Source organism: Shewanella sp. FeAMO (assembly GCF_053653955.1).
This window is the reverse complement of record NZ_CM132201.1, coordinates 4,676,350-4,693,888: the sequence shown is the minus strand read 5'-3', so window position 1 is coordinate 4,693,888 and position 17,539 is coordinate 4,676,350. Positions and strand designations below refer to the sequence as shown.

Here is a 17,539-nt window from a genome sequence, read left to right as displayed (position 1 = left end):
CTCTAATGTCAGCCATTAATTCACTAAGTTATTCTTTTTTGTTGAAAGGAGTCACTAAAATCAACCGTTTATAAGCTGATAACTTGTTATCGAGGTCATTTGAAACCACAATAAGAATCGTCCTACAAACTTCGGGCGATTACTTATGAGATACTCCTTTAGTTTTATCAGAACAACCCTGTTGTCTACAGTTTTGTTGGCCTGTGGCGTTTTTGCGGCTAACGCTGCCGACGGGCAAATAAGTTTTACTGGCTCAGTCGTCGATCCTGGTTGTGAGTTACAGCAACAAGGGATCAATTGTTACCAGTCCGAGAGTTCAGCTTTTCAATATACTGCCTTGCCTTTTGGGCAAACAGCACTCGCGCTTGATGTTGGAGAGAGCCTCTCATTGGTTTCCCCATCTACCAGATTGGATTTAATCGAGGTGAGTCGAGTCGCTGACGCGGAAATGCTGATCTCTGCCAGTTTCAACTGAGGTTAAAAAATAACTCCTTTCCCTTGGTTGTTAGTTTGTCGTCAACCAAGGTTGAGGGCTTTATATCTTTAAGATATTTCCTACATTCCCACACACTTAGTCCGACAGTTTGATTGTTTCCGTAATTCTAAAATAGCTAGCGAATTCGATAAGCGCTTTTATCGTTTTCTATAAGCATTATTTTAAAGGAAATGATCATGAAAAAACTTACCTTAGCCTTTGCCGTAAGCGGCGCATTATTGGGTTCTTCTGCGGCTATGGCTGCCGGCCCTAACACCATTACCTTCCAAGGCGAAGTCACTGCCGAAACCTGTGAAGTTACCATCAATGGCAATGCAGCCAATCCTGTGGTTTTGCTGCCTACAGTCAGCGAAGCTGACCTGACTGCCGCCGGCGCAACTGCAGGTGAAACACTCTTTACTCTTGGTGTTACAGGCTGTAGTGGTGCATCCGCTATCAGCACCACGACCAAGTTTGTCGGCAACAATGTTGATACAGACGGCAACCTGGCCAATACCGGAACTGCCACCAATGTTGCGCTGCAGCTGCTGGACGCTCCAGGTGGTGCTGCTATTGACCTGAATACAGATGTTGCAGTTACCGGCGTAGCTTTGGCTGCGGGTGAGACAGAAGGCTCGGTTGACTATGCCGTGCAATACATCTCTGTTGCCGGTGGTGCAACAGCAGGTACAGTTGCCGGCTCTGTACAGTACGCCATCAGCTACCTGTAAGTTATTCCCGGCCCATATCTTATGGGCCATTCTCTACCTGAATGGGGTCAACTACCGTGTCTTGGTTACGTCCAGTTTCTATTTTGTTACTCGTCTTGGTTAGTCAGTGGGCCTGCGCCAGCGTGGTACTGACGGGAACCCGGGTGATCTATCCCGGGGATGCCAAAGACCACAGTATTCAACTGCGTAACAGGGATAGTTTCCCCAATGTGGTGCAACTATGGATGGACATAGATAACCCTGAATCAACACCGGAAACGGCCGATGCGCCATTTGTGTTGCTGCCGGCAATTTTTAAAGTCCCGGCCAACGGTGGCCAGACAGTGCGTATGCTCTATACAGGCACAGCTTTGCCACAGGACAGAGAATCTGTTTTCTACCTTAACTCCCTACAGATACCTCCTTCCAACAAGGCTGACAGCAGCAACAAGATGCTGGTCATGCTGCGTAATCGGAACAAGGTGTTTTATCGCCCTGAATCACTGACGGTCAGTCCAAGCCAAGTACCATCTATGTTGGCATTTTCCCTACGCCGTGATGCTTCGGGACTGCAGTTGGAAGTGCATAATCCCAGCCCCTATTTTGCCTCATTCAGCCAAGCAAGTTTGCAGGTGAATGAGCGATTGAGCTCAATACCTGTAGCCATGGTGGCACCTTTTTCCCGCATCAGTTGGCCCGTGGCAAACCTGATAGTGGCATCAGGAACCAGCGCTCAACTTAAATTCACTCTGATCAATGATCAGGGCGCACAGATCACTCAAGAACGCGTTGTCCGTTGAGGGAGTCTCGATGTTTAGATTTTACTCACAGAAGAAGTCTGCTCGGTGCGCTTGTATATATGCCTTGTTGTTTATGTCAGCACAGGTTATGGCCGATGAGGAGATAGAGTTCAGTTTTGATGAGTCTTTGCTGCTCGGACAAGGTTATAACACAGATATTCTGACACGTTTGGCGCAAGGGCCGGATGTGTTGCCCGGTGAGTACCAAGTTGATCTTTTCATCAATGGCCGTTTTTATTCCAGAGAGCAACTGCAGTTTTTTGCTTTGAGTGATGGCAGCGTTGAGCCATGTATTGAAGAATCTTTATGGTTGGATGCGGGGGTCATGTCAGAGCATGTGCAACCTGCACCTGTGACCGGCAGTTGCAGTTTGGGCTATAGGGTCGAGGGTAACAGTTTCAGTTTTGACCCTGGCAAATTGCGTCTGGAACTATCCATTCCTCAGGCTTATATGAAGCGGCAACCCAGAGGATATGTTTCGCCAGAGAGATGGGATGCCGGTGAAACGGCTTTATTCATCAACTATACCGCCAACTACTATCGCTCAGAGAGCAGAGTTAGCGGTGGCACCAGTAGCGATTCCGGTTATGTTGGGTTGAATTCCGGATTCAATCTGGGATTGTGGCGGATTCGTAACCAATCAACCTACCAATACCGTGACTATGGTTATGGAGCCGGTTATGGATCAGACAGCCAATTCAATTCGCAGCGCACTTACGTCAGTCGTGCGCTACCGAGCTGGGAAGCCGAGCTGACCTTGGGTGAGCTTTATACCCGCAGTACTGTATTTGGCAGCATCGGATTCAAAGGATTTCAGATTCAAACTGATACCAGAATGTTGCCCGTCTCTCAGCGGGGATATGCTCCCGTTGTAACTGGTATCGCCCAGACGACGGCCAAAGTCGTTATTAAACAAAATGGTCGTGAGATCTATCAGACAACAGTTGCTGCCGGTCCATTTGAAATCAATGATTTGTATCCGACCAGCTATCAAGGTGACCTGCTTGTTGAGGTGACGGAAGCGGACGGTCGAGTATCCTCATTTACCGTGCCATTTAGCGCTGTACCGGGGGCCATGCGAGCCGGACAGTCTCAATTTGCCCTCTCTATGGGCAAGAGTTATGACACAGGGGAGGATGACTATTTTGCCGATTTTACCTATGAGTTGGGTTTATCAAATGCTTTGACCTGGAATGCCGGTGTTCGCTTGGCCGATGATTATTTGGCACTGAGCTCGGGTGGAGTTTGGAGTTCCAACATAGGCTCGTTTGGGGCCACAGCGGTTTACTCCCACTCGCGTTTGAGCCGGGAAGTGGGCCAAGATGAGTCTGAAGCTGGTTGGCGTTTGGGGCTTAATTACAGCCGAGCTTTTGGTAGTGGCACTTCGGTAACTTTGGCGGGGTATAAGTACTCTACCGAAGGATATCGAGAATTGAGTGATGTGTTGCGCCAACGGGAATACCTGAACAGTGGTTACGAATATCTTTCGGCAGATTACCTGCAGAAGACTCAGATGACCCTGAGCATGAATCAGAGCATGGGGGAGTGGGGGATCTTGTCGGTCTCAGGTTCCAAACGGCAATATCGCAATGGCCGTGAGGATGACGATCAGTATCAGCTTGGTTACAGCAATCAGTTTGGTCCTGTCAGTGTTAGCCTTAACTACGCCCGCCAATACCTGAGCATGGATAGACCGCAGGAATCTTTTCTCCAGGAAGAGCGGATAAAAGATGATGTCTGGTCGCTGAATCTTTCCATGCCCCTTGGCGCTAGTAGCCATATGGTATCAACGGGAGCCAGTCACAGCAGTAGCTCAGGTGCCGATGACTATAGCTTGGGGATGTCCGGCACTTTGGATGATGCTCGCACTCTGAGCTACAGCATTAATGCCAGCCGTCAAGAAAACGATAGTTACAGTGGCAATAGTTTTGGTGCATCTGTTAACAAACGTACCTCTTTGGCCAGCATGGGGGCCAACTATTCCCGCAGTGACCAATATCAGCAATGGGGAGCCAATATTAGCGGCGCTGTAGTGCTGCATTCCGGGGGCGTCACTTTGGGGCAAACCGTGGGCGATACTTTTGCCATTGTCGAAGCCAAGGGGGCAGAAGGCGCAAGCGTTAGAAATAGTTGGGGAACCTTTGTTGATGGTAATGGATATGCATTAATGTCTAATTTGTTGCCTTACAGAGAGAACTCAATCGGCCTTGAGGCTGGTGATATGGGCGACAATGTTGAATTGCTGAATACGCAACAGCAAGTTGTACCCGTTGCCGGTGCAGCTGTTCGGCTCAAGTATAAAACCCGCAAAGGCATCCCAGTGCTATTCATTTCCAAGTTAGCTTCCGGCGAAGCTGTCCCGATGGGAGCAGATGTGTTTGGTAGTGGGGGGGAAGTCTTGGGAGTTGTTGGGCAAGCTGGCTTGGCTTATGTGCGCTTGAGTGAATTGAGCGGCAGCCTTGTGTTTCGTTGGGGGGGAGTAAACCAGCAGTGTCAACTCAATTACTCGCTGGAAGAGCAATCATTACATAATTTATTGAGGATCCCTGCTGTTTGCGAATAGTAGTATTCCCTTTGGAGACAATATGACTAAAAAAACGCTCTTGCTCTTATTCATATGCGGTTTATTTCAGCCTGTTCAGGCAACCTGTTATCGAATCAGTCACACTGGAGGATACGGACCAACAAGTGTTTACTATGTGAATCCGGCTTACGGTAAAGCGGCTGTTTGGAGTGGTGGTCATGACTCCAACCATGGTTTGGTGGGTATTCAAAATATCATTGGCATTACAGATAACGATTTTCAGCCGATAGGTACTGTTTTGGCACAGTCTACCGGCGCGCCAATGACTCAGTATGGACAGAGTGGTGGGTTTGACCCTGAGCAAGTGCTGTATCGCTGTGATGCCTCAGATGTTGACAGCCTATATGAAAGTTATTCGAACAACGGAGATGATTATTATAGTGGGCGCCGGTTAGTGACTGAAGCCGGAGTCCCTGCGGATACTTACGTGCTCAATAGTCAGCGTATTGGCTTTAGAGTTAAGAATGACACTACCGGTGAGTATTTAAACCGATATTGGCGTTATCGGAAGCTGACAAATTTGGATACCGACGACCAAGGTAAAATATTGGTAAAGGCAAAGAACTTTAGCAATATGTCTGTTGAGCTGATCAAAATATCATACCCTCCGATTACGGATACTCCCTCAGGTAACCCTGGAACCGGTTATAACTATAGCTATACCTATCTAGGCCCCCTTGGTTACACCACCTTTGTTGGGCCTGGCATTACTGGTTGTGACGAGGGGAAACCTTCTTCGACCTGCTACACAGGTTGGTATGCTAATTTCCCTGGAAATATTTCCATTCATAATCAACTCGTGATCAGAAGAACCAAGATGTGTGCCTTCAAGAGTGTTACGCCTTATGTGCTTTTTCCCACTATTTCAGTCGAAGCTCTGAGAAGAGGTGAGAAAGCAGCAGGGCAATTGAGTTTAACTTACAACTGTCAGCAGGGGGCTGCTTATGGAGTTGGTGCGAATCAGAATGCCGTAGGCTTTAAAGTAAGTGTGGAAGCTTATTTAGCTGCTGAATCAGCCGGTCTCAAGACTTCAGGTTATGGTGTTACTCATTTGCTCAGTCACGGCTATGGAACCGATCCTTCGGTAGCGACAGGCGTTGGTATTGAACTTGCCAAGTCTGATGGTTCACCAATGAATTGGCTGAGTGACGAGAATATTATGTATGGCGGTAATATTGATGGTTGGTATGCTTTGCAGGGAGAGAAAATCGGCACAGGAACCGTATCTGACGAGTATCTGGAAGTTTATAATGTGTATCTCACTGCTTTGGATGAGAATACGGCACCTACGCCTGGAAAAGTTTATGCAACTGCTGAAGTATTTATTCGGGTTCAATAGCCTGGGTTGGCTAATTTTCTGCGTGCCTCAGTTGGCTTGGGGAGGGGTTACAGCAGAGGTTTCTCGGGTAGTATATGAGGCCGCAAAGCCAGAACAATCGCTACAGCTGGCGAACCTCAATGATTATCCTGTGTTGGTGCAGCTGTGGATTGATGATGGTAACCCTGGCAGTACACCGGATAAAGCAACTTATGCGCCGGTAATATCTTTACCCGCCATTTTTAATCTGGCTGCCGGCGAGCAGCGAAGTATTCGATTGGTACGAGTGAGAGAAGATTTACCGGAAGATAGAGAAAGTCTCTATTGGCTTAATATTTACGAGGTGCCGCCCAAACCTTTGAGACAAGGAAGTAGTGCCGAGCAATTGGTGTTACTGACCATGCGTACTCAAATGAAGTTGTTTTTCCGTCCGGAATCTTTGAGTGCCAAAGCGGTCAATATGATTGAATCTGTTAAACTTGATTGGCGTGAAGGTAAACTGCAAATTAACAATCAAGGCCCATTTTTTCTGACAATCACCCGCATTGAATTAGATAACCAGACTCCCCCTCTGCAACCACAAATGCTGGCGCCATTTTCCAGCGAGAGCCTGGAACTGCCGATTAGGCCATTGGCTCAATCAGCATCTATCTATTACCTGGATGATTATGGGGTCGAGCAGTTATGGAAAGTGGCCTTGTAGCCCACTTTCCATAATGCTGTCGTTAGTTACCGGCCGCCAAGAATTCCTTGATTTCACTGGCCAGACGCGTAATTGCAACCGTCAACTTGGCCAGATGCACACAGGCATTTTCGGTTGTTTCGCTCTGCTCCAACTGCTCACATAGAGTGACTATGGCGGTAGCGGCAATGATCTTGGCTGCGCCTTTGATTTTGTGAGCAATGCTCTTGGCTTCATCAAGCTCACAGTTGTGTACTGCTGATTGTATCCTGGCAAGATCGGCCTCGTTGGCACTCAATAACTCCTGCAATAATTGCTCAGTCAGTTGCTTGTTACCACCGGTGAGTTTATCTAGGGAGCTGGGCAGGAAACTCTGCCTTGGGCCTTCCTGATTCAGTAGATTTCTGAAACTGTTCAGTTTTTGCTGTAGCTCTTCCAAACTTATGGGTTTGAACAGACAGTCATTCATGCCGGCCTCAATGCAGGCCCGTTTGGCTTCCAGTTGAGCATTCGCGGTATAACCCAGCAATACAGCCGGGGATAAGTTCTGATTTTGCTCCAGTTGTCTCAAGCGGCGACTCAACTCATAGCCATCCATTTCGGGCATGTTGCAGTCGGTGATGACAATCTTGTAGGAGTGTTGGCTAAATAGCTGTAGCGCTTCTTTGCCATCATTGGCTTCTTCTACGGTGTGGCCCAAGTACCTTAGTTGTTGAGATAACAGTAGTCGATTGGCTGGATGATCATCAACGATCAATACGTGTTGCGCTTGAATCGAGGGGATAACATCGGCGGAAGAGTTGACCTTGTTCTCCCCAAATAGATGAGTTTCCACAGCCAATAAGGGTATGCGCATGCTGATGCAAGTTCCCTGCCCGGGTTCGCTCATCATACTGAGTGTGCCACCCATCATGTCGCAAAGTGAGCGACATATCATGAGTCCCAAGCCGGTTCCTCCCTTGTTATGGGCACCGTTATGAACTTGGGCAAATGGGCGGAACAGCTTTTGTTGCTCTTCAATTGGAATACCTATACCTGTATCTGCGACTCTGAGGAGTAGCTGTGCCTTTTCCTCTGCATCCAGCTCTTTTTGTGCAGTGACTTTGATATGCCCTTGATCGGTAAACTTGATCGCATTGCCTATCAAGTTGGAAAGTATCTGCTTGACTCTGAGGGGATCCAACTGAACATATTTGGGTAGTTCAGAGTCAAACTCCAATGTTAATGCCAATCCTTTTTGGATGGCGATACCGTCAAAAATTCGGATCACTGAATCAAGCGTCTGTTTCAGCTCAACTTGAACTGGATTGAGGCTCAGCTGCCCAGCCTCGATACGTACGACATCAAGAATGTCGCCAATAAGGTCCAACAAGCCCTTGGCTGAGTCGTAAGCGACCCGGATAGAGTTGAAATCAAATTGATTATCTTGGGCACGTTTCAGTGATAGCTCGAGTAGCCCTATGATGGCATTCATTGGCGTGCGGATCTCGTGGCTCATGGTTGCGAGAAACTGGGTCTTGGCCTTACTGGCACCGTCGGCCATATCTTTAGCCTGGGTCAGTTGCTCCATGAGTTTGACCCTGTCACTGACATCAATCCAACCGCCAACTATCCCCTGTATTTGACCCTGTTCTCCTCTGTAGGGCTGAAACCAATGGTAGATATCCATGGATTGGCCATCAATATGCATTTTTCTATCGCGATAGAATGCACGGTTTTCTCTGATGGACGATTGGTATTCCTTGTCGATATCGGGCGCTTCCAATACCCGATGCACGCCTTCCATGGCCGTTTTATACAAGGCGTCTTCTTTGGACGTCCGAAAGACTCGCTGGTAGCTTTCGTTGCACAGAATTAGGCGACGGTTAATATCACGAACATAGATTGGGTGGGGGATGCTGTCGACCACCTCTTGCATGAATACCAGTTGTTCCTTGAGCTCCTGCTTGGCATTGAGTCTCTTGATATAGTGGCTACGGGTAAACCAGGCCCATACCAAGGATGCCAGAATCAACAGAATTGAGGCTATGGTTATTGTATATATGGTGTACTTGTAGTCTCGCCAGGTTTCTTGGCCTGGCATAGCGTTGCGGCGCCAACGGTTTTCCATGGATTGCAATTCATCTGCGGGAATCGCTGCCAGAATCTTATTCAGAATACTGATCAGCTCGGGATTCCTTTTACTGGTGGCAAAGGCCGCTGTTGCCGGCAATACACCGTCGAGAACTCTCTCTATCTTGAGCTGTTCGCTGAAGTAGTGATTGATGTAGTAATCGGCCATAGCAAGTGGTGCTACTGTGGCATCGACTTTTCCTTTAGCGGTAGCGTCCATGGCATCCAGGTAGTTATTCACCAAAATGATCTGCGCTTGAGGAAGAGCCTTGGGCAGCATTTCATTGGAAATATGTGCCGTCGGTAAGGCGACTTTTAAATTGGCTTTATTTACGGAGATGTTGTCTTCCTTGCGGGAGATCAGCACAAAGCTTGCTCTGGCAAATTCCTTACTGAACAGGAATTGCTGCTTGCGTTTCTCCGAAGGTGAAAACAGTGCCAAATCAGCGCTGTTATACTTAAGGTACTCTTCCATCTCCTTGAAATTTTGTGTCTTGATGACAACGGTTTCCATACCACTGTACAGTTTAATCACTTCGAGTACGTCGGCTGCAAAACCGTGCAGGTTGCGGTTCTGATCGAAATAGGTCATCGGAGCATTGAACTGGTTTGCCACCACTCTAATGGGTTGGTGTTGCTTGAGCCATTTTTGTTCTGCTTCGGTTAACTCAATACGGTGCTTACCTGTGAGTTGCGTGACACCACCGCCGCTCCAGCGCTTTTTGATCGCCCAATGCTCACTTGCCGGGAGCTGTTGCAACGCGCTGTTGATGATTTCTCTGAGAGTCTGATTCTCTGGCTTTAGCGCAAAACTGATGCCCCGACTATCTATTGGCAATAAGGTTCTCAGCAGCAGCTTCTTTGAAAAGCTGTTGTTGACCATATAGTTGGCAGAAAACAGATCGGTAACTACACCATCTGCTTGACCGAAAACCGCAGCGGCAACTGCTTGTTGTCTTGAGGGATAGCAGATTAGTTCGGCGTCTGGAAACAGCTTACTGACTTCGGCATCCGGTAGATAATCATAAGCCATGGCGATACGAGTCGGGGCTTCTGTTGCCGATAGTTTTTCCGAAACATAAAGCACAGGTACATCATCAATATAGGCATGGCTCAACTGCAGCTCATGAAACTCTTCGTAGCGGTTGGACGTGGTTAGCAGATCCAGTTCACCGGCCTTCACAGCAGCGATAGCATTTTGCCGTGAATTGAAGAAATGCAGCTCTATTTTGACTCTCAGAGCTTCAGAAAGAACCTGTAGGTAATCTGCACTCAAGCCTTCGTAGAAGTCACTACTGCCGTCCATTGTCATATCAAATGGAGGGTAGTCAGGTGTGGAGATCCCCACTCGGATTGTTTTCTGTGTCTGCAGCCAGTCCCATTGTTCATCGGATAGTTGCACTTCGACCTCACCTAGGGTGGTGTGGCCAAAGAGTGTCAGCGGGTGAGTTTCATCGCTTTTTGCTTGTGGTGAAACCACAAAACAACAAACCAATATCAGATAAAGCACCCGGATAAGAGGTGCTGTATTCATATAATTTGATTTCGCTTTGATATCTCAATGAGATCAACCAAGGTTCGGGCGTTAAGCTTCTCCAATAGCCGGGTCTTGTAGGTGCTGATGGTTTTATTGCTTAGCAACATACGGTCGGCAATCTCCTTGTTGGAAAGGCCATTGGCCAATTGCTGCAATACCATCATTTCTCTACCGGAAAGCTTGGCCAGCTTATCGGCCTCGGCCAACTGATTACCCTGATTGCGTTGCATGCTGGCGATATTGGGGAAATAGGAATATCCGGACAATACCGCCCGAAGAGCTCCCAAGACTTCCGTCAGATCTTCCTGTTTTGAAACAAACCCTGAGGCACCAGCATGAATGCAGCGAGTCACGAAGTATTCAGATGGCTGTGCTGTCAGTACTAAAACCTTGGGTGGAAGTGCCAGATTATTGAGGCGATTAATCACCTCCAATCCGTCGAGTTGGGGAATACCTATATCCAGAATCACGGCATCAGGCCTGTGCTCCCGAATGAGTTTCAGGGCATCTACCCCGTTATCTGTAGTGGCTATAACATGAAATCCTTTTTGTTCCAGCATGATCCTTATCGCCATAACCACAACGGGATGATCATCAACAATAATAACGTTCTTCATGTTTTCAATTACTCTTCATCTGTTCTCAGTGAAAACAGTCTGACGGCTTACAAGGCCTATGTAAGTAAGACGATTCTTACTGGCATTTCAGACTTTTCGATTGAGAAGCTCGGGTAGAATATGCGCATGCTTCGAGGCTGTAAACGGAACTTCATATTGATTTCCGTGACCTGAATCTTGCTTTAGATGAAGCTTTATTAATCTTGTTTGCATAAATGATTTTTATGAGTTTTGGAGTCACTTTTTCTTGATATTTGTAACTCTGAATGCCTTATTGCATGCAAGTTTTCCGTTGGCCGACTTAACCTAAATAAGTAGTTGCCTGAACCATTATTACTTCTATAGGCAGACTCATGAATAAACTCAGGGTACTGATTCTTGAGGATCATCCGTTTCAACGCACTGTGCTGGAGCATAATCTCAAGTCGTTGGCCTGTGTGGATGTTGTTAGTTTCGGCAGTGCAACTGCAGCCTTCTCTTGGTTAACTCAGAATCGCGAAGTCGACATAGTCATCTGCGACCTGATGATGGCCGGAACCGATGGACTGTCATTTCTGCGTCAGGCAAGGACTAGGTTTAAAATTCGTGCCGTAGCGCTCTATAGCGATGTGGACAGAGAGCTGCGCCGGGCAGTATCGCAGATGGTCAAACTGTTGGGGTTTCAATATTTGGGAGACTTGGCCAAGTCTCCCACAATTGAAAACCTGAGCTCAATGATTTGCCGTTATCGTGAGTTGAACGAACCTCGTCAGCAATCGCTTGAGCCTGAAAGACAAACAGACTGGGTATCTTTGAATTTCAAAGACTTCAAGGATGCAGTTATGGATCAGCAGTTTGTCGGCTTTTATCAGCCCAAGTTCCACGTATCTGATTTGCAGATTGAAGGCGCCGAAGTCTTGGCGCGCTGGAATCATCCCGTGTTTGGTCTCTTGAGTCCGGCACTGTTTATTGAGCCTTTGATCCGCTATGGGCTGCTGGATGAAATGTTTCTGCAGCTATTTCGCCAGGGGATAAGGCTGCAAAAACAGCTGCTGGAACAAGATTATCGCTTGTCGCTGGCTTATAACCTGGATATCTCTCAACTGAACTCCACTGAACTGGTATATCAGATCTCCAAGTTGATCCGTGACTACAAGTTGCCACCGAAATTGGTCACCATAGAGATCACCGAGTCCGGGCTTATCTCGGCGCCGGCCCTCAATATGGAAAACCTGATCCGATTACGCATGTTGGGCTGCGAGTTGGCCATTGACGACTTCGGGGCCGCACATTCATCTTTGGCTCGTCTGTGTGAACTGCCTTTTTCACAAATGAAACTGGATGCCTGTTTTGTGGCTGGTCTGGATACAGAGCCCAGATGCAAGGCAGCGATTTCCAGTGTAATTGCATTATCTGACTCACTCGACATGCAGTTGGTGATTGAAGGTATTGAGACCGAGGCCCAGCTCAGATTGCTGCAAAATCTTGGCTGCAACCTGGGGCAGGGATTCTACTTTTCCAAGCCCTTGAGTGAAGACGATTTTTGCAAGCGTTTTTTGAATAGCCAGACCCTAAGGCTTCGCGGCTGAGCTGACAGCCGCAATAAGCTGTTTACGCTGCACCTTGAGTCCCTCTGCAACCTGTTGCGGCCAGGGATAATAGTGCCTCGGGCGTTTAAAGCGGGCCAGCTTGTCTGCCAGGAAGGCGGTCAACTCTGCTTCGCTCGGTACTTCTATGCTTCGATATCGCAAAATGGCGGCCGGCAGTAAACCAAACTCGGGGTTATCTTCACCAAAGACGATGGCATCCAGGATGGCAGGGTGCCGTTTCAGCGCCGCTTCCACCTCTTCCGGTTGAATATTCTCGCCGCCGCAGATAAACATATTGTCGACCCGCCCCTGAATATGCAGTAGCCCATCCTGGCTCCAAAAGCCTTTGTCCTTGGTGCAGAACCAACCGTCTTGGGTCTCTTTAACTATGCTGCCATCCGGCTGCAGGTAACCCATGAACAAGGTCTCACCCCTGACCCAGATAACTCCTTGTTCTATTTTGAGTTCGCGCCCGGGTAACAGGCGGCCACTGCTGCTATCGCTGCGGGCCATTCCCGTGGTGATCTGCGAGCCCATCTCTGTCATGCCGTAACTGGTAAAAGCTTTCACCTTCAAGGGGGATAGCCTGTCCAGCAGGCCTTGGCCTATGGCGCCGCCGCCAAGTAGCAGGCACTTTACCCCCATAAGGCTTTCGGGGCTGTCGTCCAATAGGCGTTGCAATTGGGTGGCCACCAATGAGAGATGCGTGATGGCATCGCGCCTTAACTGCGCCGCCATAGTCAGCTTATTATCCGGCAGTACCACGGCTGCGGCCGCCAGGGCGCAGCGATTGAGGATTGCCAGACCACCGATATGGAACAGCGGCAACGAGAGTAACCAGGCATCACCACTCGCCAAAGGGATCAACTGCCGACTGCCATTGGCGTTGGCGATATGGTTGTTAAGGCTGTGGACTGCGGCCTTGGGGCTGCCACTGGAGCCTGAGGTAAGAATGATATTGAGCGGCGTATCGGCCGAGACAGTGGCTATCTCGGTAGAGGGACTGTTCAAATCTAAGCGGGTCGAATCTAAGGTGGCAAAATCCGCCTGCACTCGGGTGATATCCCGCGTTTGCCAAAGCTCATTCCGGGCGTTATCCGGACACCAGATAAAGCGAATATGAAAACGCTCAAGCAGCTCCTGGAGCTGACTATCCGGAAACTTGGGTGACAACGGGCAAAAGAGCAGCCCCAGATCCAGACAAGCCCAATACAGCAACATCAGCTCGCGGCAGTTGGCGGCCACACAAGCCAGTTTATCCCCGCGCTGCAACCCCAAGGCTCGAAGCTTAGCGCCGAGCGCCAACACCTGCCGGCTTACTGCCTGATAACTATGACAGAAGCCACCCTCTACCAAGGCGATGGCATCCGGAGTCTGTTGGCCACTGAGGTGAAGGGGCGAGTAGGTCATGCGCTTTCCTATTAATGAAATTGGAGGTTGCAGAGGCGGCGGTTACAGACAGGGCCACTGACCCAAGAGTTCCAGCTCGGCAAAGTCCAGACAGGGTTTGTGCCCTTGGCCAACAATAATATCGCGTCCGAAAGGCGCCAGAGTATCCAGTCCGGGGGCTTCGTTGGGGGTCAAGAGGGCACTGACCGCCTCCAGATCGGCAATTCCCAGAGAAGATTCCAGGCTGGAGCTCAATAGGGCACGCACGCCGGCCGCTTCGGCCTGTTCGATCAGGGTTTGCAGTCTGGTTAAGCTGCCGAGCAACATGGGTTTAAGCACCAGCGCGGTCAGGCCGCTCGCGAAGTCATTGCAGTCAGGTACAAACTCACTTTGCAGCAGACTTTCATCCAGGGCATAGCGGATCCCTGTGGCCTTGAATAGGGTCGGGTTATCGTCGGCGCGGCGGCAGGGTTCCTCAATATATTCAATGCTGGCCTTGGGCAGACAAGCGCAAAAATCCACAGCTTGCTGATACTCAAAGCCCTGATTGGCATCCAGCCTGAGTTTGAGATGAGGTTTGGCGGCCAATACAGCATGGATCAGTCTGAGCTCTTGCTCCATGCTGGTCTGGGCGACCTTGATCTTGGCTCTGAGAACCGTATCGGGAAGCGCCGCCAGCTTTTGTTGCAGCAGCGCCAGTGGCTCTTCTTCCCTGTGATAGATGAGTGGAATGGTTTCAAAGGCCGGCCAGCGCTGTGGCAGTTGTCCTTTGAGTTTGGCATCGAGCAGACTTAGCCCCCAGGCGAGCGAGGGATACTGACAGGCATCGGCCGCCTGACTCAACTCCAGCTCTTTGGCTGCCAGTGCTGGCATCAGCGCCAAGGCTGCTTCTGTCACCTCCGCCAGCGATTCACGGCTGAAACCCAGCAGTGGCTCGCCGTTGGCATCCAGGCCGCTCAAGGGGGCGACTTCCACAAAATGTTCTTCATTGCCGTAACAGGCCTTGATAATCAGCCCGGATCTCTGCTCGATTCTTTGCTTGCCCACAGGTAGTGAGGTTTCCAGCGGTAGCCTATAGCGGGCCAGTGACAGTGAGTCTGGATGCATCATTCACCCCTTGAAATCGCGTTCAGGGCGCCTTTGAGCGCCGTGGCAAAAGCGCCGGGTTGGGCCTGATGGCTATTATGGCCCGCATCGGCAATGGTATGCAGCTTGAATCCGGCTTGTGGCTGCCAGGCCTTGGCGAGAGCGCTAAACTTGGCATCCTGATCCCCTAGGTAGTAGTGGCTTGGGCAGGCAAGCTTGGCCGGCACCTGGCGCAGATCCTGTTGCAGTGCCAGTGAGGTGGCCTGGTAACAGTTGATTAGGCCAAGCGGCTGCTGATGGCGGCGTTTTTCGATTAAACGTTCACGCTCGGCGCTTGATAGGTCGGCAAATACCGCTTGCTGATACCAGAGGGCCAGCACTTGTTCAATCGGCATAGTGTTAAAACGTTCGGCCCACAGCTTATCGGCCATCGCCCTCTGCCGGCGTTCATCATGGGATAACAGGCCCGGGTGACAGGACTCAAGATGCAGGCTCAGCAGCGCCTCGGGCCAGGTTTGAGCCAGATGCAGCGCGATACGACCACCAAGCGAGTATCCCAATAAGTGAAAGCGTGGGATGCCAGCCTTGAGCAGTGTATGACGCAGCAAGGCAACACAGTCACTGAAGCCTGGGCTCGCTATCGAGATATCACCGCTGCGGCCATGGCCCGGGAGATCGACCGCAATACAGTAGTAGTCCTGACTCAGGTGCGGCAGCAACTCGCGCCAATCATAGCTGCTGCCGAGAAAACCGTGCAGCAGCACCAAAGGCGGCTGGGTTGCTGAACCCTGAGTCGTTGTGGCTAACATCAGCTTTGTTTTACCCATTGGCCTATGCTGGCTATCTGGTCGCTGGCCTGGGTTTGGCTGACGCAAACCTCAATAACCGAGGCGCCGTTATAGTTGAGTGCTTCACTGTAGGCATCCATAAAGCCCTGGAAGTCTTCCACCCTATTGTAGGGCAGGCCAAACATGGCCGCACCATAACCAAACTCCAGCCCGTGGCTTAATCGGTAATAGTGAGCCCTTACTTGCTCATCCGGTACCGGCAGGATATTGAAGATATTGCCGCCATCATTGTTGAGTATCACTATCACTAATGGCCCCTGAGCCTGGCGTGCCAGCGCCAGAGAGTTGAGGTCGTGCAGCGCCGATAGATCGCCGAGTACCAAGGTGGTGGCCTGGCCCTTGTGGTTGGCGACGCCACAGGCACTGGCCAGCAGGCCATCTATCCCCGAAGCGCCGCGGTTGGTATAGGTGATGGCGGCGCAGCAACTGATGGGCGCGAACATATCATAAAGTCGCACCGGCAAACTGTTACCGATAAAAAGCTGCTGCTCGCCGGTTCGGATTGCCGCTATGGCCCTGATCACCTGGGCCTCACCGAACTCGCCGTTATCGATTTGGCGTACAAAGAGCTCATTGAGCGCCTCATTCTGGGCGGTGAGCTCCAGCGCCCAATTGGCGGAGGACGAGCGTGGCCACTCAAGCGCGGCTATCTGCTGTAGCTCTGCCAGCCAGAGCTGCTTGGGTTTATGGCTGGGATCCAGGCGCATCTGCTGCGGCAATACTTGCCAATATTGGTGCCAGTTCTGCTGTTCAAGATAACTTATCAAGCGTTTCGACAGCAGGCGTCCACCAAACACCAGTGCCCGGTCAGCCTGTTGCAGCAGGGCTCGGCCCTTGGGGTTGAGCAGCAGTTGGTCGACATTGCCTATCGCGGCAGGATGTTGACGCAGCTGAGACTGGGCATCTGTCAGCAGCGGCCAACCGAGTTTGCTGGCCAGTTCGACCAACTTTTGTGGATTATCGGCACTATCCAGGGTGCCGGCAATGATAATACCCTTGCCGTGAACAAAACGCGCCATGGTATCCCAACTGGGGACTTGTCCCATGCCTACAGCTGCATATTGGTTATAGGGTGTGCTTGCCTGTTGCCAGCTCGCCAAAGGTTGCAGGTAGTGCTCTATGGCCTGGCTTCTGGGGGCATCCAGGCTGCTTGGGTACAGCGGCTCACGATACATACAATTGATGTGGACCGGCATGCTTTGGTTGGCCACGGCTTCATCAATCTGAGTCAGCAGTGCCTGAGGGGCTATGGCCAGATCCGGTGTCGGCAGGTTCAACTGCTTGGCATATTGGCCGAAAATCGCCGGTTGGAGTATGGCTTGGTTGGCGCCGCAAGCTATCAGCTCAGGCGGTCTGTCGCCGGAAAGCACGACCAAGGGGACTTGAGTCAACCAGGCCTCAACGATGGCCGGATACAGGTTGGCAACGGCCGTACCCGAGGTGGTGATAATGGCCACCGGAGCCCGACTGGCCTTGGCGAGCCCGAGCGCCATAAAGCCCAGTCCACGCTCATCGAAGTGCAGGTGTTGTTTTAGTTTGTCCTGGCGGGCGGCTGCCAGCGTCAGGGGCGTGGAGCGCGAGCCCGGCGCCATGCACACATGCTGAGCCCCAAGGCGTGCCAGTTCTTCAAGTATGAGGGAACCCCAAAGGAGATTGAGTTCGGCGTGAGAATTGATTTGCATAAACAGCTTACCCAGTATCGAATGCTCATTAGTGTACCGCTTTTGGCAGCGCTATTGTATGAACTCTTGGGCAAATCTGTCTGTATACCTCAAGGCCAAAGATCGGCTGAGATCGGGTTCAGATTGATGTG

Annotated in this window: 13 protein-coding genes; 7 read left to right on the top strand and 6 right to left on the bottom strand. The window is 50.3% G+C overall.

Features of this window, described 5'->3' with window-relative positions:
* The first annotated feature begins 145 nt into the window (after positions 1-145).
* The 6 genes from ACWAU4_RS20970 to ACWAU4_RS20945 all read left to right on the top strand — a co-directional run bounded on the left by ACWAU4_RS20970 (position 146) and on the right by ACWAU4_RS20945 (position 6,590).
* Positions 146-475 (top strand): type 1 fimbrial protein, encoded by a 330-nt coding sequence (locus ACWAU4_RS20970; protein ID WP_123117143.1) that lies wholly within the window; start codon positions 146-148, stop codon positions 473-475.
* Positions 476-672: 197 nt separating this feature from the next.
* Positions 673-1,206, top strand: a complete 534-nt coding sequence (locus tag ACWAU4_RS20965; RefSeq protein ID WP_025010734.1) for a fimbrial protein — start codon at positions 673-675, stop codon at positions 1,204-1,206.
* Positions 1,207-1,262: 56 nt separating this feature from the next.
* Positions 1,263-1,985 (top strand): fimbrial biogenesis chaperone, encoded by a 723-nt coding sequence (locus ACWAU4_RS20960; protein ID WP_243756809.1) that lies wholly within the window; start codon positions 1,263-1,265, stop codon positions 1,983-1,985.
* Positions 1,942-4,548, top strand: coding sequence for a fimbria/pilus outer membrane usher protein (locus ACWAU4_RS20955; protein ID WP_454290373.1), 2,607 nt, complete (start codon positions 1,942-1,944; stop codon positions 4,546-4,548). Before ACWAU4_RS20960 ends, ACWAU4_RS20955 begins: the two co-directional genes overlap by 44 nt.
* Before the next feature lie 22 nt (positions 4,549-4,570).
* Positions 4,571-5,908, top strand: a complete 1,338-nt coding sequence (locus ACWAU4_RS20950; RefSeq protein ID WP_044735460.1) for a fimbrial protein — start codon at positions 4,571-4,573, stop codon at positions 5,906-5,908.
* Positions 5,874-6,590 (top strand): fimbrial biogenesis chaperone, encoded by a 717-nt coding sequence (locus ACWAU4_RS20945; protein ID WP_045283299.1) that lies wholly within the window; start codon positions 5,874-5,876, stop codon positions 6,588-6,590. The genes ACWAU4_RS20950 and ACWAU4_RS20945 overlap by 35 nt, the downstream gene beginning before the upstream one ends.
* A gap of 22 nt (positions 6,591-6,612) precedes the next feature.
* Here ACWAU4_RS20945 and ACWAU4_RS20940 read toward each other — a convergent pair whose 3' ends face one another.
* Positions 6,613-10,215 (bottom strand): ATP-binding protein, encoded by a 3,603-nt coding sequence (locus tag ACWAU4_RS20940; RefSeq protein WP_454290372.1) that lies wholly within the window; start codon positions 10,213-10,215, stop codon positions 6,613-6,615.
* Complete coding sequence (locus ACWAU4_RS20935; protein ID WP_208125255.1) at positions 10,212-10,835, bottom strand: response regulator transcription factor; 624 nt, start codon at positions 10,833-10,835, stop codon at positions 10,212-10,214. Before ACWAU4_RS20935 ends, ACWAU4_RS20940 begins: the two co-directional genes overlap by 4 nt.
* Positions 10,836-11,188: 353 nt before the next feature.
* On the opposite strand from ACWAU4_RS20935, the gene ACWAU4_RS20930 reads away from it, so the two are divergent.
* Entirely contained in the window at positions 11,189-12,403 is a 1,215-nt protein-coding gene (locus ACWAU4_RS20930) for an EAL domain-containing response regulator (protein ID WP_208194617.1), read from the top strand.
* Here ACWAU4_RS20930 and menE read toward each other — a convergent pair.
* From menE to menD, 4 genes are read right to left on the bottom strand one after another with little or no spacing between them, the layout of a single operon-like run.
* Positions 12,386-13,813 carry an o-succinylbenzoate--CoA ligase gene (gene menE, locus ACWAU4_RS20925; RefSeq protein WP_208125253.1) on the bottom strand — a complete coding sequence of 476 codons (1,428 nt, stop codon included), beginning with the start codon at positions 13,811-13,813 and terminating at the stop codon, positions 12,386-12,388. The two genes, ACWAU4_RS20930 and menE, sit on opposite strands and share 18 nt — an antisense overlap.
* A gap of 42 nt (positions 13,814-13,855) precedes the next feature.
* A complete protein-coding gene (menC, locus tag ACWAU4_RS20920; protein ID WP_208194644.1) occupies positions 13,856-14,899 on the bottom strand; it encodes an o-succinylbenzoate synthase in 1,044 nt (347 codons plus the stop codon).
* On the bottom strand, positions 14,899-15,687 hold the full coding sequence (menH, locus tag ACWAU4_RS20915) for a 2-succinyl-6-hydroxy-2,4-cyclohexadiene-1-carboxylate synthase (protein ID WP_208125252.1): 789 nt from the start codon (positions 15,685-15,687) through the stop codon (positions 14,899-14,901). The genes menC and menH overlap by 1 nt, the downstream gene beginning before the upstream one ends.
* Positions 15,687-17,408 carry a 2-succinyl-5-enolpyruvyl-6-hydroxy-3-cyclohexene-1-carboxylic-acid synthase gene (gene menD, locus ACWAU4_RS20910; protein WP_454290371.1) on the bottom strand — a complete coding sequence of 574 codons (1,722 nt, stop codon included), beginning with the start codon at positions 17,406-17,408 and terminating at the stop codon, positions 15,687-15,689. Before menD ends, menH begins: the two co-directional genes overlap by 1 nt.
* Positions 17,409-17,539 lie beyond the last annotated feature (131 nt).

Coding starts and splice junctions, on each gene's coding strand:
- ACWAU4_RS20970 (WP_123117143.1), top strand. CDS start 146: ATGAGATACTCCTTTAGTTTTATCAGAACAACCCTGTTGTCTACAGTT.
- menE (WP_208125253.1), bottom strand. CDS start 13,813: ATGACCTACTCGCCCCTTCACCTCAGTGGCCAACAGACTCCGGATGCC.
- menC (WP_208194644.1), bottom strand. CDS start 14,899: ATGCATCCAGACTCACTGTCACTGGCCCGCTATAGGCTACCGCTGGAA.
- menD (WP_454290371.1), bottom strand. CDS start 17,408: ATGCAAATCAATTCTCACGCCGAACTCAATCTCCTTTGGGGTTCCCTC.
- ACWAU4_RS20935 (WP_208125255.1), bottom strand. CDS start 10,835: ATGAAGAACGTTATTATTGTTGATGATCATCCCGTTGTGGTTATGGCG.
- ACWAU4_RS20945 (WP_045283299.1), top strand. CDS start 5,874: ATGCAACTGCTGAAGTATTTATTCGGGTTCAATAGCCTGGGTTGGCTA.
- ACWAU4_RS20965 (WP_025010734.1), top strand. CDS start 673: ATGAAAAAACTTACCTTAGCCTTTGCCGTAAGCGGCGCATTATTGGGT.
- ACWAU4_RS20940 (WP_454290372.1), bottom strand. CDS start 10,215: ATGAATACAGCACCTCTTATCCGGGTGCTTTATCTGATATTGGTTTGT.
- ACWAU4_RS20930 (WP_208194617.1), top strand. CDS start 11,189: ATGAATAAACTCAGGGTACTGATTCTTGAGGATCATCCGTTTCAACGC.
- menH (WP_208125252.1), bottom strand. CDS start 15,687: ATGTTAGCCACAACGACTCAGGGTTCAGCAACCCAGCCGCCTTTGGTG.
- ACWAU4_RS20955 (WP_454290373.1), top strand. CDS start 1,942: ATGATCAGGGCGCACAGATCACTCAAGAACGCGTTGTCCGTTGAGGGA.
- ACWAU4_RS20950 (WP_044735460.1), top strand. CDS start 4,571: ATGACTAAAAAAACGCTCTTGCTCTTATTCATATGCGGTTTATTTCAG.